A 23,210-nucleotide genomic window follows, 5' to 3' on the forward strand; every position below is an offset into this window, starting at 1 on the left:
CCTTGGGGGCCGGCGGCCCGGGGGCGCCTGGGGGGTGGCGCGGGGCCGCGGGCGGGCGTCCGCCGTCCCCGCCCCGTTTTTCGCGCTCTTCGCGCTCCTGCGCGCCTCCGTCGGCTCCTGAGTCCCCCAGTCCCCCGGAGCCTTCAGGTCCCGGACGTCAGGGGCGGGCCGGGTTCCGGACTCGGGGTCGGCTCGGGGCCCGGGGGGATCGGGGACGGCGAGGGCTCCGGCGGACCGGGGGCCGGGGGCGCCGGAGGCGGTGTGGGGCCGGGCCCCGGGCCCGGCGGAGTCGGCTCGGGCCCCGGCGCGGGCGGCGGGACCGGGCTCGGGTAGGGATCCGGCGGGGTGGGACCCGGGCCCGGGCTCGGGCCGGGCGGTACGGGGTCGGGGTGCGGGCTCGTCATGGATGCCTCCGGCGGTCGCTGTACGTCATCGCCTCTGGACTACTCCCCCGCCTACCCGAGGGCCGCTCGGCCACTCACCCGACGGGCGGCACGGAACGCGCCCGAGTGGAGGCGCGGAGTGTTGCCCGTCCCGGCGGAACCCCACGCCCACCGGCCACGCACCACCGCCACGGCAACCACTGCCCGGCCCGCACCGCCCTCAGCGCCCTCAGCGCCCCGACACCACGCCGCGACAACGGCCTCGGTTCCGTCGGAGCCGCGCTCAGCGCTCGCGCACCGCCGCCGCGACGGCCGCGGCGCCGGCGGCCAGACCCGGCCGGGGACTGGACAGCACCGGAACCGCCGTCGAGACCATTCCCTGGGCCGGGGCCATGGAGGCCTGGGCGAGCACGATCACATCGGTGCCGGTGACCGCGTCCGCGGCGGCCGCGATCCGCCGTACGTAACCCTCGGTGGCCCCGGCCGTGAAGTGGTCCCAGGCCCCGTCGACCAGCACGGTGCGGACGGAGACGGGCCGGCCGGCCCGGCGCGCCTCCTCCTCGACGAGGTCGGCGGTGGGGCCGAGGGTGCTGCGCAGGGCGGCGAGGACGGTGACGCGCGGGCCCGCGGCCACGGCGGCGGCCGCCATCGGCCGGTCGACCCGCAGCACCGGTACACCGGCCGCGGCCGCCCGGGCCTCCGCGACGCCACCGATGGTGGAGCAGGTGCACAGCACCGCCCGCGCCCCGGCACCCACGGCGCGGCCGAGGACCTCGCCCACATCCGCGCCGACCGCCTCGGGACCGTCCCGCCGGGCCCGCTCCAGCAGTTCCTCGTCGACGAAGTGACGCAGTTCCAGCCCCGGGTGGCCGGTGTCGCGCAAGGCGTCGAAGACCGGGACGTGCACGGGTGAGGTGTGCAGGAGCGCGAGCATCGTGGAATTCGCAGCCTGTGTGGTCCGGTACGCCCGCCTCAGAAGCGGCCGGGGTGGGCCCGCAGCCAGTCCTTGGCGGCGGCGAGCAGTTCCGGGTCGGCCGGCGGGGCGACCTCGGGGTGGCGCTCGGCCCACTTCACGACGTACGGGCACAGCGGGGCGACCGGGACGCCCTCGCGCTCGGCGACGGCGTACAGCTCGCGGGCCAGGGAGCCGGCGATGCCCTTGCCCTCGTGGGCCGGCTCGACGATGGTGTGGACCGGGACCAGGGCGCGCGCGGGCGCCTCGAGGACGAAGTACTCGATGTGACCGACGACTTCGCCGCCGTCACCGACGGCCTCCAGCCGGCCCGCCGCCCGGTCGTCGCGGATCTCGATGTCAGTCATGGGTACGCACGCTCCTGGTCGTCGTCCCCGGTCAGGCCGGAACGGCCTGCGGGCTGCGCTGCTGGTCCGAGCCGGGCACCGGCGCGGACGGGTCGGCGCCGAGCTCGACGATCCGGTTGTCGCCGTCCACGTGCACCACCCGCGGCTTCAGCTCCCGCGCCTCGGCGTCGGTGACCTGAGCGTAGCTGATGATGATCACCAGATCCCCGGGGTGCACGAGGTGGGCGGCCGCCCCGTTGATCCCGACGACCCCGGACCCGCGCTCCCCCTCGATGACGTACGTCTCCAGGCGGGCGCCGTTGGTGATGTCCACGATGTGCACGAGCTCACCGGGCAGCAGGTCGGCGGCGTCGAGCAGGTCCGCGTCGATGGTCACGGATCCCACGTAGTGCAGGTCGGCCTGGGTGACGGTGGCGCGGTGGATCTTGGACTTGAACAGAGTACGCAGCACTTTGGACTCCTAAAGGACGGCTCCCTGCCAGCTTTCTGCAGGTCAAGGGCGTTCTCCACCCTACACCGGCACGCGGCGGAGTCGATGTTTGTGAGGAACATCGCTTCACTCCGCGAGCAGGCTCCCTGCCTGGGCTTCCGTGCGAGCCAGGCCGCTGTGAACCCGCCGATCAGACGTCTGCCAGGAAGGCCCTCTGGGGACTGATGCTGATGAGATGCTGACTTGCTTGACGCTACGTCAGTTATGAAAAGTGGGGCGTGACGGTCGGGACGCCGATGCCCGCCGTGACAACGCATATCGCAGACGCGAGCAGGGGGATGGCCAGGCCGGACGGGCCGAAAGCCGCCTTGCCGAGGATGAGCGACGCCACCAGGGTGACGGCGTGGGACTCGAATCCTCGGACGGCGTGGCTTCCGGCGGGAACTGATCCACGACGCTCTCGCTGCATTGCGCCGGGTTGCGGTCCCCCACGGCCTCCAGCGCCTCCGGCAGTTCGTCGGGCGCCTGGCGGCTGTTCGATCTCGTCGTCGAGGCGTCGTCCGGCCATGGCGGACGTACGTCTTGCCGTGCCCGCGGTGCCGGCCATCCTCGGCGAGTACAGGATGCTGCCCGATCCAGTGCCCGGACGGTGACGGCGGGCTCCACGCGCTCCTGCTACCGGCGGCGGGCCGCGGGTGCGGCAGTTTTCAGGACCTCGCTCACCGCCAGACGGGCCGAGTTCGCTCCCGCGTACGCCACGAAAAAGGTCAGCGAGACCAGCAGGAAGAACCACCGACGGTGGGAGCCACGTAGCGCGCCTCCACCGCCGTGAGGGGTGTCGAGCCTCGCAGGCCCGGCCGCAGTCCCGGATGGGTGCCCGGAACCGCGGCGCTCGCCTCTCAGCCGCTGCTCTCGGTACTTTCACCCGTCTCACTGATCTCGACGTGTCGCGGCTTTGCGACGTCGGCCTTGGGGACGGTGATGCTGAGCACTCCGTCCTGCATCTCAGCCCTGATCTTGTGGGTATCCAGTTCCCCGGGCAGCCGCAAACGGTACTCGAAGGCTCCGACGCGGCGGGTGCTGCGGCGCAGGACACCCTTGCGCTCCCGCTCCTTGATCTCTCCGGTGACCACGAGTTCGGGACCGTTGGCCTCCACGTCAATGTCCTTGCTCTTCACACCGGGGAGTTCGATTTCTATGTGGAACGCTTCCTCGGACTCCGACACGTCCGCGAGAGGCGTCCACGCGGCCGCGGGTGCCGCGCCCACCGTCGACTCCAGCAGGCCGCTCATCCGGCTGAGCAGTTCGTCGAACTCGACCAGGGGATTGAGAGCGACAGGTGCCCAGACGGGCCTTTCCTGCAGACCACCACCGCGGTGGCGCCGGACGGGCATGGCCATCGCCATCGCCTCCTTCTTCCTTCTCGCAATTTCATCGTCCGCCGTTCGTCACGCGAGCCATGCGGACTCCTTGTGACGTATGCGTGGCGAGACGTCCGAGTGGCCCGCGACAGCTGACGTGCCCGTGGTGCCGGGTACGGCCGAGTGCCCCAGGTGCCGGTGCACGAAATGGATGGCCATCGCGCCCTCACCGGCCGCGGAGGCCACCCGCTTCACCGAGCCGCTGCGGACGTCCCCTACCGCGAAGACCCCGGGCAGGCTGGCCTCCAGGGTCATGCACGAGCGCCCGCGGCCGTGCCACACCTCGGGGTAGGCACAGGCTTCCTGGGCCTCCGGCCCGGTGAGGACGAAGCCGCGGGAGTCGAGGGCGACCATGCCGGCGAGCCACTCGGTGTGAGGTTCGGCGCCGGTGAAGACGAACAGGCTCCGTACCGCGAGCCGGCGGTGCCCGCCCGTGCGGTTGTCGACCACGTCGAGTTCCTCCAGCACTTCCTGGCCGATGACCTCGGTGACCTCGGTGTGCAGCATGACCTCCACCCGCGGATGGCGCTCCACCTGGTCGACCAGGTAGCGGGACATGTTGGCCTCAAGGCTGGCTCCTCGGACCAGCAGGCGCACCTTCGGCGCGTACCCGGCGAGGAACAGCACCGCCTGGCCCGCCGAGTTGCCTCCGCCGACGACGGCCACCGGGTCGGTGCGGCACTGCTGGGCCTCGTAGACGGTCGCCGAGTAGTGCACGCTCGTTCCCTCCAGGCGTTCGATGCCGGGCACCTGGAGCCGGCGGTAGCGGGCACCCATGGCCAGGACGACGGCGCGGGCGGCGATCTCGCTGCCGTCGGCGAACGCCACCACGTAGTGGTCCTCGTCTACGGCACGGAGTCCGGTCGCCTCCAGCGGAAGGCTGATCCTGGCGCCGAACTTGTCGGCCTGGAGCACGGCGCGTTCGGTGAGTTCGGCGCCGGAGATGCCGGATGGGAACCCGAGCAGATTCTCGATGCGGGACGACGTGCCGGCCTGGCCGCCGGTGGCCATCGCCTCCACCACCGTGGTGCTCAGACCCTCGGAGGCGGCGTACACCGCGGCAGCGAGGCCGGCGGGTCCGGAGCCTACGATGAGGATGTCGCCGCGACGGTTTCCGGCGGGTAGTGACGGCAGGCCGATGAGCCGGGCCAGTTCCGCGTTGCTGGGGTTGCGCAACAGGGTGGTGTCCCGCCAGATGACGAGTGGTGTCTCCGCCGGGCCGACGCCGAAGCGGCGCAGCAACTCCTCGGCCTCCTCGTCGGTCTCCAGGTCGATCCAGCGGTGCGGCAGCCGGTTGCGGACGGCGAACTCGCGCAGCCGTCTGGTGTCCGGCGAGTAGCGCGAGCCGATGATGCGGAAGCCGGCGCCCTGTCCGACGAGCAGCGCGCGACGGCACAGACAGGCGCGCAGCACGACGTCTCCGATGGTGGAGTCCTGGGACACCAGATGGCGCAACTGGTCCAAGGAGACAGCGAGGACCTCGCCGGGCTCCCTGGCGACAGCGGTGTAGAAGGCCACTTGTCCGTACAGCAGGCCGAGTTCGCCGATGAAGCGACCGGGGCCGTGCACGCGCAGCACGTGCTCCTCGGGAGTGCCGTGGTCCTCGACGACGGCGACGGAACCGCTGAGGACGACGTAGAACGTCTCGCAGCGCTCCCCCTCCCGGATCAGCACGTCGTCCGGAGCCATGCTCCGGCGTTGCCCATGCTCCGCCAGACGTGCTGTCTGGTCCTCCGTGAGCCGCGGATACGCGCCGTAGATGTCCGGGGTCTCCCAGAAGGCGGCCTCGTCGGCTTCCTCCGGCACCGGTTCTTCGCCCGGCAGCGACTGGTCGCCGGACATCAGACGAACGCCTCGTGAACGAAGCACCAGCGCCATTCCTCGCCGGGCTGGAAGGACTGCACGATCGGATGGGCGACGGCAGCCGCGTGCTTGCGCGCGTGCTTGTTCGGCGAGGAGTCGCAGCAGCCGACGTGCCCGCAGGTCAGGCAGAGCCTCAGGTGGACCCACGGGGAGCCGAGCATCAGACACTCCTGACACCCTTCCGGGGTCAGCGGCTGGACCGGCCGGACAAGCGCGAGGTGGGGGTCTGCGTGCAGGGTCATCCGGATCACCCTTTCCGGGCGGTGATCGACTGTTCCACCCACTGGCGCAGAGCGGGGGCGGGCGCCGCCCCCGCCTGCCGGGCGATCGTCTCGCCCCGGTCGAGGACGAGCAGTGTCGGCACGGCCTGGACCTCGAAACGCTGCGACAGCCGCGGGTTCTTGTCGACGTCGACCTTGACGAGTTTGATTCGGCCGGCGAGATCGGTGGCGACCCTCTCCAGTGCGGGGCTGACCATGCGGCAGGGGCCGCACCAGGTGGCCCACAGGTCGACCACGACGGGGATGTCGGCCCGCTCGGCGACCTCGGCGAAGTCGTCGTCGCCCGCGTCCACCATCCACGGTAGGGGCTGCTTGCAGTGGCCGCACTTGGGGCGGCCCTCAGCGGCCACGGGCACCCGGTTGGTGCGCCCGCAGTGGGGACAACTGACGGTCGTCGCCTGCATCGTGCTCATGCCGCCCGCGCTCCCTTCACGTCCTCGGGCCGGTCGTAGGTGACCACCAGCTCTCCATGTTCGGCGTCGACGCGGACCGTCGCGCCGTCCTGGACGTCACCGCGCAGCAGGGCGCGCCCGACCATCGTCTCGACCTCGTGGGAGATGTAACGCCGCAGCGGCCGGGCCCCGTACACCGGGTCGTAACCCTGGTGGGCGATCACCTCGCGTGCAGCATCGGTGAGTTCGACGGTGATGCGGCGTTCGGCGAGCCGGCGGCGCAGCTCGTCGAACTGCAGCTCCACGATGCGCTCGATCTGCCGCTCACCGAGCGGCTTGAACAGCACGATGTCGTCGACGCGGTTGAGGAACTCCGGGCGGAAGTGCCCGCGCAGCTCGCCCATCACCAAGGCGCGGGCGTCGGGCTTGATCTCACCTTCGGCGGTGGCGCCGTCGAGGAGATGCTCGGAGCCGATGTTGGACGTCATGATGATCACGGTGTTGCGGAAGTCGACGGTACGGCCCTGCGCATCGGTGATGCGGCCGTCGTCGAGGATCTGCAGCAGGGTGTTGAAGACATCGGTGTGCGCTTTCTCGATCTCGTCGAACAGCACGACCGAGTACGGCTTGCGACGTACGGCTTCGGTGAGCTGGCCGCCTTCCTCGTAGCCGACGTATCCGGGTGGTGCGCCCATGAGCCGGCTGACCGTGTGCCGCTCCTGGTACTCGCTCATGTCGAGGCGGACCATGTTCTCCTCGGTGTCGAACAGGGTCCGGGCGAGGGTCTTCGCCAGCTCTGTCTTCCCGACGCCGGTGGGGCCGAGGAAGATGAACGAGCCGATAGGGCGGCGAGGGTCGCGGATGCCGGAGCGGGCGCGGATGATGGCGTCGGTGACGAGTTTGACGGCCTCGTCCTGGCCGATGACGCGCTCGCGCAGGATCTCGTCGAGGCGCAGCAGCTTCTCGCGTTCGCCCTCCTGGAGACGGGCGACGGGGATGCCGGTCCAGGCGGCGACGATCTCGGCGATCTCCTCCTCGGTGACGACCTCGCGCAGCAGCCGGTTCTGCCCCTGCTTGGCGGCCAGTTGCTCCTCCTCCGCGGCGAGTCGGCGCTCCAGGTCCTGGAGGCGGCCGTAGCGGAGTTCGGCGGCCCGGTTCAGGTCGTAGGCGCGCTCGGCCTCCTCCGCCTCGTGACGGACCTGCTCCAGTTCCTGGCGCAGTTCCTGCACGCGGCGGATCGCCTGTCGTTCCGCCTCCCACTGGGCGCGTTTGGCATCGGCCTCGCCGCGCAGGTCGGCCAGTTCCCTGCGCAGCTCGTCCAGGCGAGTCCTGCTGGCGGCGTCGGTCTCCTTGGACAGGGCCGCCTCCTCGATCTCCAGGCGGGTGACGCGGCGGGTGATCTCGTCGAGTTCGGCGGGCATCGAGTCGATCTCGGTACGCAGCCGGGCGCACGCCTCGTCGACGAGGTCGATGGCCTTGTCGGGCAGGAACCGGTCGGTGATGTACCGGTGGCTGAGGGTGGCCGCGGAGACCAGCGCGGTGTCCTGGATCTTCACGCCGTGGAAGACCTCCAGGCGTTCGCGCAGTCCGCGCAGGATGGAGATGGTGTCCTCCACGCTCGGCTCGTCGACCAGGACCTGCTGGAAGCGGCGTTCGAGGGCGGCGTCCTTCTCGATGTGCTTGCGGTACTCGTCGAGGGTGGTCGCGCCGATCATGTGCAGTTCGCCGCGGGCGAGCATCGGCTTGAGCATGTTGCCCGCGTCCATGGCTCCTTCGGCGGCGCCCGCTCCTACGACGGTGTGGAGTTCGTCGATGAAGAGCAGGATGCCTCCCTGGGCGGCCTTGACCTCGGACAGCACGGCCTTGAGGCGTTCCTCGAACTCGCCGCGGTACTTGGCGCCGGCGACCAGGGAGCCCATGTCGAGGGCGAACACCGTCTTGTCGCGCAGGCCCTCGGGGACGTCGCCGCGGACGATGCGCTGGGCCAGGCCCTCGACGATGGCGGTCTTGCCGACGCCGGGATCGCCGATGAGGACGGGGTTGTTCTTGGTCTTGCGGCTGAGGATCTGGGTGACGCGGCGGATCTCCGCATCACGGCCGATGACCGGGTCCAGCCGCCCGGACCGAGCCTCGAGGACGAGATCGCGGCCGTACTTCTCCAGAGCCTCATAGGCCGCTTCGGGGTTGGCGGAGGTGACGCGCTGGTTGCCGCGGACCTGGGTGAGCGCGCTCAGGAACGAATCCCGGGTCACGCCGTGCTCCTTGAGCAGGCGGCCGGCGGCGGTCGCCGAGCCCTCCTCGGCCAGGGCGAGCAGGAGGTGCTCCACGGACACGTACTCGTCCTTGAGGCGTTTGGCCTCCCGCTCGGCGGCATCGAGCAGGCGGGACAGGCGCTGGGTGACGAAGACCTGGCCGGGTGCCGCGCCGGGACCGGTGACCTTCGGGCGGCGGGAGAGTTCCTCGCGTACGGCCGCGCGCAGTTCCTTCGGCTCGGTGCCGGCCTGTTGCAGCAACCGTGGGATCAGACCGTCCTCCTGATCGAGAAGCGCGAGCAGCAGGTGTTCCCCGTCGACCTCGGTCTGCCCCATGCCGACGGCCGCGCTCTGGGCTTCCTGGAGGGCTTCCTGGGACTTCTGGGTGAGACGGTTCATGTCCATGGGGGTGTTTCACTCCTCGTGCCGCGGCCGCGCAGGGCGGCTTCGAGCAGGCTGATGCGGTCGAGCAGGTCGAGCACCAGGCCGATGGATGCGTAGTTGAGGCAGAGTCCGGTGCGCAGTCGCTGGACACGGGCGAGAACCGCAGGGGCCATGGGGTCGAACACCAGTCGTCCCGCGGAGTCGCGTTCGGCCTCGACCAGGCCGAGGGCGACGAACCGGCGGATCAGATCGGGGTGGAGGCCCGAGCGAAGGGCCACGGCGGCCAGAGAGAGCCTGGGGACGGGGACGAGCGCGTACCGGACGGCCGTCGAGGCGGTGATGTCGGCGCCCGTTCGTACCGGACGGCCGCCCACGCCGGCCCGGCCGATGCCCCCCGCTCCCGCGGGTCGGTCGTTCATCGCGTCCTCCTGGGGTCGAACGAGGAAGTGGCGGCGAGCTCCTCGAACAGTTCGCGCTCCCGGTCGCCGAGGGCGGGAGGCACCATGACGCGGAGTTCGGCGTACAGGTCGCCGTTCGCGCCCCTCGGGTTCGGCATGCCCTCGCCACGCAGCCGCAGCCGCCGGCCGCTGGACGAGCCCGCGGGCACCGTGACCTTCGCCGTGCCGCCGCCGGGCGTGGGCACCGGCACGGTCGCACCCAGGGCCGCCTCCCAGGGGGTGACCGGGACCTGGACGTGCACGTCGCGGCCGTCCAGCCGGAACTGGGGGTGGGGCTGGATACGCACCCGCAGGTACAGGTCGCCCGCGGCGGCGTCACCACTGCCCCGGCCACCCTCACCCGCCAGCCGGATGCGCTGCCCGTCGGTGACGCCCCGCGGCACGTCGACCTCGTAACGCCGCGGCTGCCCGGTGGGGCCGGCGAGTGTGACGGTGCGACGGCCGCCTCGGTACGCCTCCTCGACGGTGAGCGGCAGTTCCGCCTCCTGGTCCGCTCCGGGGACGCCGCCTCGGGCGGCGCCGGCTCCGAACATGGAGCCGAGCAGGTCCTCGATGTCGATGCCCTCCGCGCCGAAGTCGTCGCCGAAGCCGGTGGCATACCGGACACGAGGCCCGCCCCCGCCTGCGGTCCTCCGACCGCGGAAGCCGCCACCCGCTCCCGCCGCGACCCGTTCGTCGAAGTCCTCCGGGATCTTCCGGAAGTCCTCGCCGAATCGGTCGTAGCGGGCCCGGCTCTTGGGATCGGACAGGACGCTGTATGCCTCGTTGAGGTCCTTGAAACGCTCCTCCGCCCCGGGGTCCTTGTTGACGTCCGGGTGGTGCCTGCGGGCGAGTTTGCGATATGCCTGCTGGATCTCGTCCTGGCTCGCCGTCCGCGACACGCCCAGCACCTCGTAGAAGTCCCGTGCCATGACCGGTCACTCCCGCTTCGCGACCGTCACGGCGGCGGGCCTGAGCTGCCGTTCGCCGTCCCCGTAGCCGGGGCGCAGCACCTCGACGACGGTGCCCGGTGGGGCGTCGGGGTCCTGGACGACGCCGACCACCTCGTGCCGGGCCGGGTCGAAGGCGACGCCGGTCTCCGCATGCCGCGGGTAGCCGAGCAGTTCGAGGACGTTCACCGCCTGGTCGCGTACGGCCCGGATACCCTCCACGATCGCGCCCGGATCGGCGCCCGCGTGGGTCAGGGCGAGTTCGAGGTTGTCGAGGACGGGCAGGAAGGCGGCCGCCGTGCGGGACCGCTCGACCGCCCGTTCGCGCTCCAGTTCCCTGGCGTGACGCTTGCGAAGGTTGTCGAGGTCGGCGAGTGCGCGCCGCCAGCGGTCCTCCAATTCCCGGATCGCGGTCGTGTACTCGTCCTCGGCAGGCGCGGGGCCGGCGGCATCGGGTCCCGGTTCGCCGTTCGCCGCTTGGGGCCGGGGCGGCGCCGGTTGGGGCAAATCCTCGCGAAGAGGAGGTCCGGCGCCTTCCGGGACTCCTACGCCCGGATCCGACGCGGCCCGGTCGGGTTCCTGGGGGTGGGTGGGCATGGCGCGCCTCAGCTCTTGTCGAACTCGGCGTCGATGACATCATCGTCACCGCCACCGCCACTCGTGGGACCGCCGGTGGCGGCGTCCTGGCCGGGACCGCCGCCCGTGGTGGCGCCGCCCTGATGGGCCGCCAGCCCGGCGAGTACCTGCTGGAGTTCGGAGGTCAGAGGCCGCACGCGCTCCGCGCCCGCCTCTTCCTTGACCGCCGCCCGGGCGTCGGACACGAGCATTTCGGCACGTGCCTTCTCGTGCGCGGGCGCTGCGTCACCCAGTTCGGCGAGGCGCTTCTCGACCTGGTACGCGACGGCATCGAGTTCGTTGCGGGCGTCGACGGACTCGCGGAGTGCCTGGTCCTCGCCCCGGTTGCGCTCGGCCTCCTGGACCATGCGTTCGACCTCACTGCGGTCCAGGTTGGAGCTCTCGCTGATGGTGATGCCCTGTTCCTTGCCGGTGTCCCGGTCGCGGGCCTTGACGTTGAGGATGCCGTTGGCGTCGATGTCGAAGGTGACCTCGACCTGTGGTTCGCCCCGCGGCGCCTGCCGGATGTCGGTGAGCTGGAACCGGCCCAGCACCCGGTTGTCGGCGGCCCGCTCGCGCTCGCCCTGGAGGACCACCACATCGACGGCCGGCTGGTTGTCCTCGGCGGTGGAGAAGGTCTCGCTGCGGCGCACGGGAATGGTGGTGTTGCGCTCGATGATCTTCGTCATCACTCCGCCGCGCGTCTCCACGCCCAGCGACAAGGGTGTGACGTCGAGCAGCAGGACGTCCTTGACCTCGCCCTTGAGCACCCCGGCCTGGATCGCGGCGCCCAGGGCCACGACCTCGTCGGGGTTGACGCTCATGTTGGGTTCCTTGCCGCCGGTCAGCCGGCGGACCAGAGTCTGGACGGCGGGGATGCGGGTGGAACCGCCGACGAGGATGACCTCGTCGATGTCGCTCTCGCCGACCTTCGCGTCGGCCATCGCCTGCTGCACCGGTCCCAGGCAACGCTCCACCAGGTCGCCGGTGATCTGCTCGAAAGTGGACCGCATGATCGAGTCGGTGAGGTGCTTGGGGCCCGAGGCGTCAGCGGTGATGAACGGCAGGCTGACCTGCGTCTGCGTCACAGAACTGAGCTCGGTCTTGGCCTTCTCCGCCGCTTCGAACAGTCGCTGCAGCGCCTGCGGGTCCTTGCGCAGGTCGATGCCGTTCTCCTTCTGGAAGTCGTCCGCCAGGTAGTCCACCAGACGCCGGTCGAAGTCGTCGCCGCCCAGGTGGCTGTCACCGGCGGTGGAGCGCACCTCCACCACGCCGTCGCCGACGTCGAGGATGCTCACGTCGAAGGTGCCGCCGCCCAGGTCGAAGACGAGGACGGTCTCGTGCTCCTTCTTGTCCATGCCGTACGCGAGGGCGGCCGCCGTCGGCTCGTTGATGATCCGCAGCACTTCCAGTCCGGCGATGCGCCCGGCGTCCTTGGTGGCGGTGCGCTGAGCGTCGTTGAAGTAGGCGGGCACCGTGATGACCGCCTCCGTGACCCGCTCCCCCAGTTGCTTGGAAGCGTCGTCGGCGAGTTTGCGCAGCACCTGTGCGCTGATCTCTTCAGGCGCGTACAGCTTGTCGCGCACCTTGAAGCGGGCCGCCCCGCCGTCGCCCTCGACGACGTCGTACGCCACCGCCCTGGCCTCGTCGGAGATCTCGTCGAAGTGCCGGCCGATGAACCGCTTGGCCGAGTAGATGGTGCCCTTGGGGTTGAGGATCGCCTGGCGCCGGGCCAGCTGGCCCACCAGACGTTCCCCGGCGTCGGTGAAGGCCACCACGGACGGTGTCGTGCGGTTGCCCTCGCTGTTGGGCACGACGGACGGCTCGCCGCCCTCCCACACGGCGATCACCGAGTTGGTGGTGCCCAGGTCGATGCCCACTGCCTTGGCCATGAGGAACTCCTCCCGGTGCAGCGCCTGCGTCGACTCTCCGGATCACGTCCGCTCAGGTAGAGGTGGGACTCAGGTAGAGGTGCGGTTTCCCACCGGTGCGCACGGAGGGTCTCGAGCACTCCCCAGGGTGACGAACCGGGTGGCTCCGCGCCTGCGCCTGGCGAGTCAGGAATGCACGGGTCCGGTCGCCCCACGAGTACGAGAGAAAGCATCCGGACATCTCGCATAAGCCGGCCCGGAGTGGGTACGCGACCGCTCGCATATCCCTGAAGGCTCGGGAAGTCGGAGTGATCCCATGGCCGGCAGTCGGACGCACGGCTCGTACTACCGCCGCCTCAACCGGGCGGGCATCCTTTCGCGGGGCAGCGCCCAGGGCACCCCACGGCCGCGCGCAGGGAACCCGCCGACCCGCTCGCACCCAGCCGCCCATCACCCCCGCGGCCTAGTGGCGCTCTCCCGCGCCCTGTTCGACACCCCGGACGAGGACGAGATCCTGCGACTGGCCATGGATCACATAGCCGCCGCGGGGCCGTACCGCGCCGAGGCCGGATACCTCAGGTCGAACGACGGCCTGGTTCCCAGCCCGAGGAACAGGCAGCCGCATGCCTTGACCGTGGGCCGGAAGATGCGGGAGCTGGCCGGGCAGGACGGCAGCGTGACCGTAGCCGGCATGCCCTGGGGCCGGGCCCTGGGGCTACGCGGACCTGATGGGAGACTCCTCGGCTACCTCGTGGTCACGTCCCGCTCCCGGCCCACCCAGGCCGAGCGATCCCTGCTCGCCCTGCTCGTCCAGCACACCGCTGCTGCACTGTCAGTCGCCTTCGCACACCGCCGCCGACGCGAGGAGGCGCTGGAGGTGCACCGGCTGCGGGAGGAACGCACAGCCCTCCAGCGGAAGCTGGTCTCTGTGGTGGCCGAGCTGGGCTACGAGCGAGCCGTTCACGCTCTCATGGCCGACGTCGCCGCCTCGGGTGGCGGCGAGGAAGCTGTCACCCGCGCACTGCACGGGCTCACGGGACTTCCCGCGCTGGTCGAGGACCGCTTCGGCCGGCTGCGGTCCTGGACCGGTCCCGGCCGCCCCTTCCCCTATCCCGAACCGGACCCCGTGCGCCGGGACGAGATGCTGCACGCCGTCGCCCGTCGGGCCGGGCCGGTGCGGATGAAGGACCGGCTGATCACTTTGATCCGCCCGCACGGCGAGATCCTGGGCGTGCTGGCCCTGGTCGATGCCCGGGACGAAGCCGACGAGCACACCGTGCTCGCGCTGGAAAACGCCGCCGCGTCGCTCGCGCTGGAAATGACGCACCTTCGCAATCTGGCCGAAGTGGAGCTGAGACTGCATCGTGGGCTGGTCGACGACCTCCTGGCGGGGACGGACGAGGCGAGCGCCTACGCACGGTCCGAGGCAGTCGGACACGACCTGCACCGCAGCCACTACGTCGTCGTGGTCCAGTGGTCGAACCGGACCGCCGACGATTCCTTCGCACAGGCCGTGGGGCGGGCCGCCTCTGCCGTGGGCATGCGCTCGCTGCTGACCCGACGCTCCGACCACGTCGTCCTGGTCGCCGACGACAGGCCGCACGCCCGCGCGCTGTACGAGGCGCTCGCCCGGGAGACCGGAACAAGGTCCGGGACGATCGGGGTGAGCGCGCCATCCGACTCGCCGACCGACATCCCCCACCACTACCAGGAGGCGCAGCGGGCCCTGGACGTGCGCCGCCACTCCCGCGAGCGCTACGGCACGACGTTCTTCGACGAGCTCGGCCTCTACCGCATCCTGGGACCCGGCAACGATTACCAGGAACTGGAGACGTTCGTCCACGAGTGGCTCGGGCAACTCATCGACTACGATTCCCGGCACCACGCCGCCATGGTGGAGACCCTGTCCCGGTATTTCGACTGCGGCGGCAACTACGACGAGACCGCCGACTCCCTCGCGATCCACCGCAGCACGCTGCGCTATCGGCTCCAACGCATCCGCGACATCAGCGGCCAGGACCTCGCGAACGTCGAGGACCGTCTGAACCTCCAGGTGGCGACGCGAGTGTGGAAGATCGTGCTGGGCGGACCGGGCTGATGCCTCACTGGGGACTCCTGGAGGCAAGGCGAACGTGGGAGCCGGACATCACCGACGGGTGAGGTCCGTGCCCCGGCCCGGGCGTCACAGGGCGATGACGTGCAGGTCGACGAGCTCGAGCAGCGCCCGCAGAGCCGAGCTGGGCCGCCGGGTCGACGACGTGCCGAGATGCATGCTCCAGCGGAGCGTGACGTCCAGGACGTCCAGGACGTGCAGGCCGGGGGTGCGGGCAACGGCGAAGGCGGGCAGAAAGGCGATACCCAGACCGTGCCGGACCAGAGCCGCCCCCATGTCGATGTCGGGCACTTCCAGTGCCACCCGGCGTACGACACCCTCCGCCGCGAACGCCCGGTCGACCACCTCGCGGTTGCCGTAGCCCGGCGGGAAGTCCACGAAGGGCTCCCCCGCGAGGTCCGCAAGAGCTACGCTCCCCCGCTGCGCGAGCGGATGGGCGGTGCTCACCACCAGGACGAGCGGCACGGTGGCCAGCTCCCGTGCGTCGATCCCGGCGGGCTTGCGTTCGGGCAGCGACAGGAAGGCCACGTCCAGGTCCCCGCTGAGCAGCGCGTGCGCCAGTCCCGCCGAGCCGGCCGTCGCCAGCCGCAGCCGGACGTCGATCGCCGGGTGCCGCGCGTGCAGCTGCCCGAGGAGCGCAGGCAGGTCCACCACCTCGACCGAGGCCATGGCGCCCACGTTCACCGTGCCGCGCAGCGTGTCCTGTGCGGCGCGCACGGCGTCCTGGGCGGCCTGGGCGGCGTTCATGGTGGCCCGGGCCTCCGGCAGCAACGCGGCGCCCGCCCCGGTGAGCCGGACCTGCTGCGAAGTGCGCTCGAACAGCGCGCAGCCGAGCTCGCGCTCCAGAGAGCGGATCGCGGCGGAGACCCCGGACTGCACCACGTGCAGCCGGCGGGCGGCACGCGTGAAACTCAACTCCTCGGCGACCGCGATGAAGTGCTCCAGCTGACGTAGCTCCACCCGAGAAGTATCACTTGAATTGCTCGCATCCAGCAAAAACATTCGTTGGCACTGATCCTGGCTGGTGAGGAGGATGGAAAGCGCCATCCCATTTCCACCCGAGGAGGGGTACCCCTGCCTGCCGTTCCGACGCCGCTGAGCCGTCCCGCAACCGAGGTTCCCGGCGACCCGAGCCACCGGATCCCAGCACCCGCTCCCGCCGAGCTGCCGCCCCGCGCCCCCGCCCGGCGCCGTGCCTCGCACGCGACCGGCTTCTGGATCGTGGCGGTGGCCTTCACCGTGCTGATGGCCTTCGGTACCGCGCCGACTCCGCTGTGGCCGCTGTACGAGGCCCGGGACCACTTCGGCGCGACCACGGTCACGGTGGCGTACGCCTCGATGGTCGTGGGCGCAGCGGCCGCCTTTCTAGGGCTGGGACACCTGTCGGACCGGCTCGGCCGGCGGCGCATCATCGTCCCGGCGCTGCTGGTCGGCATCGTCGCGTCGGTCGTCCTGATCGTGTGGCGGGACCTGCCGGGGCTGATCGCGGGCAGGATCCTGAACGGTGCTGGACTCGGGCTGATGGCCTCGACCGCGACGACGTACCTGCACGACCTCCACCACGAGGCCCGTCCAGACCGAACGGGTTCGGCGCTGCCCGGCATCGTGGCCACCGCCGCCAACCTCGGCGGCCTGGCCTCGGGGCCCCTGGTCGCCGGAGCCGCCGCCGAGTGGCTTCCCACGCCCCTGATCACCACCCAGGCGATCTTCACGCTCGCCATGGCGGTGTGTCTGGCGCTGGTGCTGTGCACCCCGGAGACCGTGGACCTGGAGTTGCCCGCGGCCCAGCCGCCCAGCAGGTTCGTCCTGCGCCCCGGCGGCCGGCGGGCGTTCGGCGCGGCCGGCGCGCTGGGCGCCTTCGCCTTCGCGATTCTCGGCCTGATCTCCTCCCTCGGGGCGAGCGTGCTCCACGGCACCCTGCACACCGACTCGCACCTCGTGGTCGGCCTGGCCGCCTTCCTCATGTTCGGTTCCGCGGCGGCCGCCCAGCTGGTGCTGGGCCGCCTCCCACTGCCCCGGGTCCTGACCGTGGGGGCAGTGGTATTCCCGGTCGGCCTGGTCCTGTGCGCTGTCGCCCTCTACCACCCGGTGCTCTGGCTCTACCTGGTCGCCGTGTCCCTGTCGGGAGCCGGCTCCGGGCTGCTGTTCAAGGGAGGCGTCGAACGTGCCGGTTCGGTGGCCGAGCCCGCCTCACGCGCGGGGGTCCTCGCCGTGTTCTTCGTCGTCGCGTACCTGGGAATGGGCCTGCCCTCCGTCCTGTTCAGCATCGCCCTGCGGCACTTCGCCGTGCAGACCGCGATGATCGGTTTCGCGGCGGTCCTCTCCTGTGGCGCCGTTGCGTCGGTGGTCGTCGCGTTGCGGGATCGCGCACCCGGTCCCGGCGAACTCCCGGTGCAGTCCGCTCGCCCCTCCTGACCTCCCTGCGGCGCATACGACACCTGCTGTCTGGGAGACGCGGACCCGGGCACCCGGTGCGCGTGACGCGGATGCGCGCCGGACGGGAGGCCCGAGATGTGTGCGGAATCGGCCAGAAGGATCGCGCTCCCCTCCGGTGAGGAGATCGCGGCGCTCGGACAGGGCACCTGGTACCTGGGCGAGGACCCGGCCCGGCGTGAACAGGAGATCGCCGCGCTGCGGCTGGGTGTGGACCTGGGCATGACCGTCGTCGACACGGCGGAGATGTACGGCGACGGCGCGGCCGAGGAACTCGTGGGAGAGGCCCTCGGGGGACGCCGGGAAGAGGTCTTCCTCGTCAGCAAGGTGCTGCCCGGCCACGCCGACCGGAAGGGCACCGTCGCCGCCTGCGAGGGCAGCCTGCGGCGGCTCCGTGCGGAACGACTGGACCTCTACCTGCTGCACTGGCGGGGACGGTGGCCGCTTGAGGAGACCCTTGCGGGATTCACCGACCTGGTGGAGGCGGGGAAGATCCGCTACTGGGGCGTGAGCAATCTGGACGTCGCCGACCTGGTCGAGCTGACCACCCTCCCCGGCGGCGACGCCCTGGCCGTCGACCAGGTGCTGTACAACCTCTCCCGGCGCGGCATCGAGTGGGATCCGCTCCCCTGGTGCCGTGAGGCCGGAGTGACGGTCATGGCCTACTCCCCGATCGAGCAGGGGCGACTGCTGAAGGGCGACGCTCTGGGTGCCGTGGCCCGGGCCCTCGGAGCCACACCGGCCCAGGCGGCACTCGCCTGGGTGCTGCAGCAGGGGGTGGCCGCGATCCCGCGTTCCGGATCACCCGACCACGTTCGGGAGAACCGCGGCGCGGTGGACCTCCGCCTTCCCACCGAGGTGCTCGACGCTCTCGACGAGGCGTTCCCACCGCCCAGCGGTCCCACGCCCCTGGAGATGCTCTGAAGGAGTTGACCGGCGCCACTCCGCACGCTCATGTCCACGGGGCACCGCCGGTTCGCGTAGATCGCTTCGCCGGAAACACCTCATGGCTGGACGGCCAGAGGGGCAGCTCGGTCGCCGGTGTCTCACGGGACACCCCGACTCCGCAGAGGGACGGCTGTCGCTGCCTACTCTCAGCCCGGCCCCCGCACCGAGCCCGGTCCTGCGCCGGCCTCGGCCGGGTGCCCGGCTACAGTCTCGCTGCCCGAAGTGGTTGTGCCGTCCGGTCAGCAGTTCTCATACGAGGCATCGCGACGCCGTGCAGCCTCCTGCGGACGGACTGCCGTAGGGCTGGCCGAGGGATGTCTGCGCACTTCATGCTGCTCCGCCAGGGGAAGAGGGGGCGCCTTGTTTCGGCCTGGAGTGCGGAGGCGCTCAGCATGGGGCCCTGCGACTCTCGACCGGGTAACAGCCGATGGCGGCGCGGGCGGGAGCGAACGGCGCCGTCCGTTCCCGGTGAGGAGGCGAGAGACATGACCGTGATGGGTGTGTCGAAGTTCGAGAGGTTCTTCCGGGCCGCCGCAAGCCTCGACGTGGACAGGAACGACCTGAAGCGATACGGCGACTTCGTCGACGCCAAGCTCTACGACCTCCTGGTCGTCGGTCAGGCTTCGGCCAGGGCCAACGGCAGGGATACCGTCGAGCCGTGGGATCTACCGATCACCAAGGGCCTCCAGGAGAGCATCCACCGGTTCCGGCGGCTCGACGAGGAAGTCGAGCTGAAGCCGATCCTGGAACAGCTCGCCGCACACCCTCCCCTCGACAGGACACCCACTCAGGAGGCCGAAGACCGTTACCCCGAGATCATCGGCGGTCTCAGCATCGCTCTCGCCGAGACGTTCGGAATCATGTATCCGGATGTCAAGAACCCGCAGACCAGTCACTGGGAGGGCGTGACCGCGGTGTTCGACAGGCTGCTGTAGCGGTCGCACCCCGGTGCATGTCGCCCGACTCGTCTCAGGCCGGCACGGCCGAGCCGCCCCGGTTCGTCGCCGTCGTCAGGAGCGCGCCAGCCGTGCCGCCAGATAGGGCGCGGTGGCGCTGCGGCGGGCCCTCGCCACCTTGGCCGGCGGGCCCGCCGCGACCACCCGCCCGCCCGCGTCGCCGCCGCCCGGACCGAGGTCGATGACCCAGTCGGCGGTGGCGATCGTGTCCAGGTCGTGCTCGACGAGGACGACCGTGTTGCCGGCGTCGACGAGCCGGTGCAGCTGTCGCAGCAGCAGCGCGATGTCCGAGGGGTGCAGCCCCGCCGTCGGCTCGTCGAGCAGGTAGAGCGCGTGCCCGCGCCGGGCTCGCTGCAGTTCGGTGGCCAGTTTGATGCGTTGTGCCTCACCGCCGCTGAGTTCCGTCGCGGGCTGGCCCAGCCGCAGATACCCCAGACCCACCTCGCGCAGTGTCTCCAGGCTGCGGGAGGCGGCCGGGACGGCAGACAGGAACTCGGCGGCGGCGTCGACGGACAGCGCCAGTACGTCCGCGATGTTCTTGCCGCGGTAGGTGACTTCCAGTGTCTCGGCGTTGTACCGGGCGCCTTCGCAGGTCGGGCACGGCGCGTAGGTGCCGGGCAGGAACAGCAGTTCCACCGCGACGAATCCTTCGCCCTGGCAGGTCTCGCACCGCCCTTCGGGCACGTTGAAGGAGAACCGCCCGGCCGAGTAGCCGCGCGCCCTGGCTTCGTCCGTCGCCGCGTACAGCTTGCGCACCGCGTCGAACATCCCGGTGTACGTGGCCAGGTTTGACCGGGGCGTTCGGCCGATGGGCCGTTGGTCGACCCGGACCAGCCGGTCGAACGACTCGACCCCCGCCGCGTCCTGGACGTCGACCTCCAGCTGCGCCTCGTCGGGTTCCTCGGGTATGAGTCCGAGGTGGCCGCGGACGACCTCGGCGAGCACCTGCGTCACCAGCGTCGACTTCCCGGAACCGGACACGCCCGTCACCGCCGTCAGTACGCAGAGCGGTACGTCGACGGACACGTCGTGCAGATTGTGGCGGGAGACGCCGCGCAGGTGCAGCCAGCCGTGCGGTGTGCGCGGGTGGTGATCGAGCGGCTGGGCGCGCCCGAACAGGTACTGGCTCGTGGCCGACTCCCCGACCCACTCGAGACCGGCGACCGGGCCGCTGTACAGCACGCGGCCGCCGCCCTCGCCCGCACCGGGGCCGATGTCGACCACCCAGTCCGCCCGCCGTACGACGTCCATGTCGTGCTCCACGACGAACAGCGAGTTGCCCGCCGCCTTGAGGCGGTCCAGCACCTTCAGCAGCGGTTCCGCGTCAGCCGGGTGCAGGCCCGCGGAGGGTTCGTCGAGGACGTAGACGACGCCGAACAGCCCCGAGCGCAGTTGGGTGGCGATCCGCAGGCGCTGGGCCTCGCCGGGCGACAGGGTCGTCGAGCGGCGCCCGAGGCTGAGATACCCGAGGCCCAGGTCGAGCAGCACGTCGACCCGCGCGGCCAGGTCGCCGCAGATCCGGACCGCGACCTCGGTCGTCTCCCCGGATCGGGCGGTAGACGTGGTGGCGTCGGCCCTGGACCGCTTCGCGACGGGCCGCAGCAGCGTCACGACCTCGGTGAGCGGCATCGCGTTGATGTCGGCGATGGAACGACCGGCGAAGGTCACGGCGAGCGCCTCGGGCCGCAGTCCGCTGCCGTGACACGCGGGGCAGGGCACACTCCTGACGAACCGGAGCGCCCGTTCGCGCATCTTCTCGCTCTTGGAGTCGGCGAGGACATGCATGACGTGCGCGCGGGCGCTCCAGAACTTGCCCTGGTAGCCGTAGTCGACGCGGTCCTCCTCCGGCTCGATGTACACGGAGGGCTGCTCGTCCGTGTACAGCAGCCAGTCGCGGTCCTTCCTCCTGAGCCGGCGCCACGGCCGGTCGATGTCGATCCCCAGGCCGTTCACGACGCTGCGCAGGTTGGCGCCCTGCCAAGCGCCCGGCCAGGCGGCGATCGCCCCCTCGCGGATGCTCAGCGACGGATCCGGGACGAGCAGGTCCTCGGCGACGTCGTGCACGACGCCCAGGCCGTGGCACTCCGGGCAGGCGCCGGCCGCGGTGTTGGGTGAGAACGACTCGGCGTCCAGCCGTGCGGCCCCGCGCGGGTAGGTGCCGGCGCGGGAGTACAGGATGCGCAGCAGATTGGACAGCGTGGTGATGGTGCCGACCGTGGAGCGTGAGCTGGGCGACCCGCGTCGCTGCTGCAGGGCCACGGCAGGTGGCAGTCCGGTGATCTCCTGCACGTGCGGTGCGCCGACCTGCTGCAACAGCCTTCGGGCGTACGGTGCCACGGACTCGAAGTAGCGCCGCTGGGCCTCCGCGTAAAGCGTGCCGAACGCGAGCGAGGACTTGCCCGACCCGGAGACGCCGGTGAAAGCGACCATCGCGTCCCGCGGAACATCGACATCGATGTTCCGCAGGTTGTTCTCACCGGCGCCCCGGACATGCACGAAGAGGTCGGTCGCGTCCTTGTTCACCGTTCCTGATTACCTGATCACGCCGGGAACCGCGCGACCGGCGCCGTCACCGGACCCCGCTCACACGAGCATTCGGAAAGAAATTCGAATCATCGGATCGCTGGTCCGGGCGCGCCGTCGACCGACGCGCCGTGGGCGTGGATCGAGCCGTTGCTCCCCTGCCGGACCTCGAAGCGGGGTGCCCGGTGGCAGGGCGTGTGGTGCCGACCGGGTTGGCGCGGAGCGGGTGTTCGCGGTGGCGCACGCAACCGTGGCCCGGTGGTGGAGGAGGCCCTGCACGGGGAGGACGAGGAGATCTGACCGTACCGCCTGCCCCCGCCGGCGGGGGCCAGCGTGTCACGCGGCGCCGGGGATGCCTCGGGGGCATCCTGTTGGCACGTGCGATCGCGGGGCTGCCGGCGAGAAGGAGTCATGCGGGTGTCGTCTCAGGGCGTTACGGTCGTGGCTCTCCTGGCGGATCCGGACGCGCCGACGGAGATCGCGCAGTGCATGGCCCGGACACTTCCCGCTCGGCTCGCCGAGAAGTCAGGCCAGGGGCGACGGTTCGACGTCGAGGTGGTCAGTGAGCCCTTCACCGCAGGGACCGAGGACCTGCCCACCTTGACGCGCCGGATCATGGACCGCGGAACAGCGGAGAGTTGGGACATCGTCGTGGCCCTCACCGATCTGCCGCTGCAATCCCATGGGCGCAGGCTCGTGTTGGATCTGAGTCACGAACACGGCTTGGCGCTGCTGTCTCTTCCTGCGCTCGGGGGCCTGCGTCTGCAGACGAGGGCCCGGCGGGCCGTGGAAGAAGCCGTGCTCAGCCTGGCAGGCCCGCGGGCCACCGGGACTGAGGGACCTCCCCAGAGTCAGCCGCTGGGACGCTTCGTCAGTCGTCTCGCGCCTGTTCACCCGGGCCAGGTCGGTGAGGAGGAGACCGCTGATCTTCGGTACATCATCAGCGGGCCGCGCGGTTACCTGAGAGTGCTCGTTGGTATGGTCCGCGCCAACCGGCCGTGGCGCTTGGTGCCGGGCTTGTCGAAAGCCCTGGCGACCGCACTCGCCACGGCAGCCATCGCCACCCTGGACTCCACCATCTGGAGCCTGTCCGAGGCCCTGAGCGCGCAGCGCCTGGTGATCGCCATGGTCGGGAGCGTCGGGCTCATGATCGGCTGGCTGATCGTGGACGGGGAGCTGTGGCATCTCTCAGCAAAGGTCTCGAGGGAGGCGAGGCAGAGGGCGAGGCTCTACAACGCCTCGACGGTCATGACCGTGGGTCTCGGGGCGCTCGTCTGCTACGTGGGTTTGATCGTCATCAACTTGGTATGGGCGCTGTTCATCCTTAACGGCCGAGTGTTCGCCTCTGCCACACGAACCCCGCTGCGCGCCACCGAATACTGGACGTTGGCCTGGTTCGTCGCTTCGGTCGCCACGGTGGGCGGCGCGCTGGGATCGGGCTTGGAGAGCGACGAGGCGATCCGGGCAGCCGCCTACTCCAAGCGCGAACAGGAGCGTCGCAGCGCGCTGCAGGACGACCACGGTGACTAGCCGGTTACCTCAGTCGGAGATGTGCCGTCGGTCGGTGATCGTCGGGGGCCGGAGATCCGCTGATCGATCGGTGCGTGGCTGTTTGCGGCAGGGGTCGACGGGGACCCG

At 70.9% G+C, this 23,210-nt stretch carries 19 protein-coding genes; 5 read left to right on the forward strand and 14 right to left on the reverse strand.

Going from position 1 to position 23,210, the window contains the following annotated elements; all coding sequences use genetic code 11:
- Positions 1-666: 666 nt before the first annotated feature.
- From ACWCPN_RS31830 to dnaK, 12 genes are all read right to left on the reverse strand, one after another.
- Positions 667-1,317 carry an aspartate/glutamate racemase family protein gene (locus tag ACWCPN_RS31830; RefSeq protein WP_451213301.1) on the reverse strand — a complete coding sequence of 217 codons (651 nt, stop codon included), beginning with the start codon at positions 1,315-1,317 and terminating at the stop codon, positions 667-669.
- Positions 1,318-1,355: 38 nt separating this feature from the next.
- Positions 1,356-1,703 (reverse strand): GNAT family N-acetyltransferase, encoded by a 348-nt coding sequence (locus ACWCPN_RS31835; RefSeq protein ID WP_451213304.1) that lies wholly within the window; start codon positions 1,701-1,703, stop codon positions 1,356-1,358.
- Between the two features lie 31 nt (positions 1,704-1,734).
- The gene (gene panD / locus ACWCPN_RS31840) at positions 1,735-2,154 is read right to left on the reverse strand and encodes an aspartate 1-decarboxylase (RefSeq protein WP_451213307.1); all 420 of its coding nucleotides are present in this window, start codon (positions 2,152-2,154) and stop codon (positions 1,735-1,737) included.
- Positions 2,155-3,032: 878 nt separating this feature from the next.
- Positions 3,033-3,533 carry an Hsp20/alpha crystallin family protein gene (locus tag ACWCPN_RS31845; RefSeq protein WP_432136794.1) on the reverse strand — a complete coding sequence of 167 codons (501 nt, stop codon included), beginning with the start codon at positions 3,531-3,533 and terminating at the stop codon, positions 3,033-3,035.
- A gap of 48 nt (positions 3,534-3,581) precedes the next feature.
- A complete protein-coding gene (locus tag ACWCPN_RS31850; protein ID WP_451213310.1) occupies positions 3,582-5,396 on the reverse strand; it encodes an FAD-dependent oxidoreductase in 1,815 nt (604 codons plus the stop codon).
- A complete protein-coding gene (locus ACWCPN_RS31855) occupies positions 5,396-5,659 on the reverse strand; it encodes a UBP-type zinc finger domain-containing protein (RefSeq protein WP_365128997.1) in 264 nt (87 codons plus the stop codon). Before ACWCPN_RS31855 ends, ACWCPN_RS31850 begins: the two co-directional genes overlap by 1 nt.
- A 5-nt stretch (positions 5,660-5,664) precedes the next feature.
- Positions 5,665-6,111, reverse strand: a complete 447-nt coding sequence (gene trxA, locus ACWCPN_RS31860) for a thioredoxin (RefSeq protein ID WP_451213314.1) — start codon at positions 6,109-6,111, stop codon at positions 5,665-5,667.
- Positions 6,108-8,747 (reverse strand): ATP-dependent chaperone ClpB, encoded by a 2,640-nt coding sequence (gene clpB, locus ACWCPN_RS31865; protein ID WP_451213317.1) that lies wholly within the window; start codon positions 8,745-8,747, stop codon positions 6,108-6,110. The genes trxA and clpB overlap by 4 nt, the downstream gene beginning before the upstream one ends.
- A complete protein-coding gene (locus tag ACWCPN_RS31870; RefSeq protein ID WP_451213320.1) occupies positions 8,738-9,145 on the reverse strand; it encodes a chaperone modulator CbpM in 408 nt (135 codons plus the stop codon). Before ACWCPN_RS31870 ends, clpB begins: the two co-directional genes overlap by 10 nt.
- Positions 9,142-10,095 carry a DnaJ C-terminal domain-containing protein gene (locus tag ACWCPN_RS31875; RefSeq protein ID WP_451213323.1) on the reverse strand — a complete coding sequence of 318 codons (954 nt, stop codon included), beginning with the start codon at positions 10,093-10,095 and terminating at the stop codon, positions 9,142-9,144. The genes ACWCPN_RS31870 and ACWCPN_RS31875 overlap by 4 nt, the downstream gene beginning before the upstream one ends.
- 6 nt (positions 10,096-10,101) lie before the next feature.
- Positions 10,102-10,710, reverse strand: coding sequence for a nucleotide exchange factor GrpE (locus ACWCPN_RS31880; protein ID WP_199212912.1), 609 nt, complete (start codon positions 10,708-10,710; stop codon positions 10,102-10,104).
- An 8-nt stretch (positions 10,711-10,718) separates the two neighbouring features.
- Positions 10,719-12,620 carry a molecular chaperone DnaK gene (gene dnaK / locus ACWCPN_RS31885; RefSeq protein WP_451213326.1) on the reverse strand — a complete coding sequence of 634 codons (1,902 nt, stop codon included), beginning with the start codon at positions 12,618-12,620 and terminating at the stop codon, positions 10,719-10,721.
- A gap of 295 nt (positions 12,621-12,915) precedes the next feature.
- Between dnaK and ACWCPN_RS31890 the strand changes: the two genes are divergently transcribed.
- Positions 12,916-14,697: a PucR family transcriptional regulator gene (locus ACWCPN_RS31890; RefSeq protein WP_451213329.1), complete on the forward strand. Its 1,782-nt coding sequence runs from the start codon at positions 12,916-12,918 to the stop codon at positions 14,695-14,697.
- 84 nt (positions 14,698-14,781) lie between these two features.
- Here the strand turns inward: ACWCPN_RS31890 and ACWCPN_RS31895 are convergent, their stop codons facing one another.
- Positions 14,782-15,672, reverse strand: a complete 891-nt coding sequence (locus ACWCPN_RS31895) for a LysR family transcriptional regulator (RefSeq protein ID WP_365128982.1) — start codon at positions 15,670-15,672, stop codon at positions 14,782-14,784.
- A 45-nt stretch (positions 15,673-15,717) separates the two neighbouring features.
- Here ACWCPN_RS31895 and ACWCPN_RS31900 point away from each other — a divergent pair, with 45 nt between their 5' ends.
- From ACWCPN_RS31900 to ACWCPN_RS31910, 3 genes are all read left to right on the forward strand, one after another.
- Positions 15,718-17,127 (forward strand): MFS transporter, encoded by a 1,410-nt coding sequence (locus tag ACWCPN_RS31900; RefSeq protein ID WP_451213333.1) that lies wholly within the window; start codon positions 15,718-15,720, stop codon positions 17,125-17,127.
- Between the two features lie 96 nt (positions 17,128-17,223).
- Complete coding sequence (locus tag ACWCPN_RS31905; protein WP_451213336.1) at positions 17,224-18,069, forward strand: aldo/keto reductase; 846 nt, start codon at positions 17,224-17,226, stop codon at positions 18,067-18,069.
- A 509-nt stretch (positions 18,070-18,578) separates the two neighbouring features.
- Complete coding sequence (locus tag ACWCPN_RS31910) at positions 18,579-19,028, forward strand: DUF1931 family protein (RefSeq protein ID WP_451213339.1); 450 nt, start codon at positions 18,579-18,581, stop codon at positions 19,026-19,028.
- A 75-nt stretch (positions 19,029-19,103) separates the two neighbouring features.
- Here the strand turns inward: ACWCPN_RS31910 and uvrA are convergent, their stop codons facing one another.
- Entirely contained in the window at positions 19,104-21,572 is a 2,469-nt protein-coding gene (uvrA, locus tag ACWCPN_RS31915) for an excinuclease ABC subunit UvrA (RefSeq protein WP_451213342.1), read from the reverse strand.
- A 411-nt stretch (positions 21,573-21,983) separates the two neighbouring features.
- Between uvrA and ACWCPN_RS31920 the strand changes: the two genes are divergently transcribed.
- Positions 21,984-23,102, forward strand: coding sequence for a hypothetical protein (locus ACWCPN_RS31920; protein WP_451213345.1), 1,119 nt, complete (start codon positions 21,984-21,986; stop codon positions 23,100-23,102).
- Positions 23,103-23,210 lie beyond the last annotated feature (108 nt).

The organism is Streptomyces sp. NPDC002386, assembly GCF_053593175.1.

What these genes read in the sequence shown, in the direction of transcription:
- ACWCPN_RS31910 (WP_451213339.1), top strand. Translation starts at nt 18,579, where the DNA reads ATGACCGTGATGGGTGTGTCGAAGTTCGAGAGGTTCTTCCGGGCCGCC.
- ACWCPN_RS31845 (WP_432136794.1), bottom strand. Translation starts at nt 3,533, where the DNA reads ATGGCCATGCCCGTCCGGCGCCACCGCGGTGGTGGTCTGCAGGAAAGG.
- ACWCPN_RS31870 (WP_451213320.1), bottom strand. Translation starts at nt 9,145, where the DNA reads ATGAACGACCGACCCGCGGGAGCGGGGGGCATCGGCCGGGCCGGCGTG.
- ACWCPN_RS31920 (WP_451213345.1), top strand. Translation starts at nt 21,984, where the DNA reads ATGCGGGTGTCGTCTCAGGGCGTTACGGTCGTGGCTCTCCTGGCGGAT.
- dnaK (WP_451213326.1), bottom strand. Translation starts at nt 12,620, where the DNA reads ATGGCCAAGGCAGTGGGCATCGACCTGGGCACCACCAACTCGGTGATC.
- ACWCPN_RS31890 (WP_451213329.1), top strand. Translation starts at nt 12,916, where the DNA reads ATGGCCGGCAGTCGGACGCACGGCTCGTACTACCGCCGCCTCAACCGG.
- ACWCPN_RS31855 (WP_365128997.1), bottom strand. Translation starts at nt 5,659, where the DNA reads ATGACCCTGCACGCAGACCCCCACCTCGCGCTTGTCCGGCCGGTCCAG.
- ACWCPN_RS31830 (WP_451213301.1), bottom strand. Translation starts at nt 1,317, where the DNA reads ATGCTCGCGCTCCTGCACACCTCACCCGTGCACGTCCCGGTCTTCGAC.
- clpB (WP_451213317.1), bottom strand. Translation starts at nt 8,747, where the DNA reads ATGGACATGAACCGTCTCACCCAGAAGTCCCAGGAAGCCCTCCAGGAA.
- ACWCPN_RS31875 (WP_451213323.1), bottom strand. Translation starts at nt 10,095, where the DNA reads ATGGCACGGGACTTCTACGAGGTGCTGGGCGTGTCGCGGACGGCGAGC.
- ACWCPN_RS31835 (WP_451213304.1), bottom strand. Translation starts at nt 1,703, where the DNA reads ATGACTGACATCGAGATCCGCGACGACCGGGCGGCGGGCCGGCTGGAG.
- ACWCPN_RS31880 (WP_199212912.1), bottom strand. Translation starts at nt 10,710, where the DNA reads ATGCCCACCCACCCCCAGGAACCCGACCGGGCCGCGTCGGATCCGGGC.
- ACWCPN_RS31850 (WP_451213310.1), bottom strand. Translation starts at nt 5,396, where the DNA reads ATGTCCGGCGACCAGTCGCTGCCGGGCGAAGAACCGGTGCCGGAGGAA.
- ACWCPN_RS31905 (WP_451213336.1), top strand. Translation starts at nt 17,224, where the DNA reads ATGTGTGCGGAATCGGCCAGAAGGATCGCGCTCCCCTCCGGTGAGGAG.
- trxA (WP_451213314.1), bottom strand. Translation starts at nt 6,111, where the DNA reads ATGAGCACGATGCAGGCGACGACCGTCAGTTGTCCCCACTGCGGGCGC.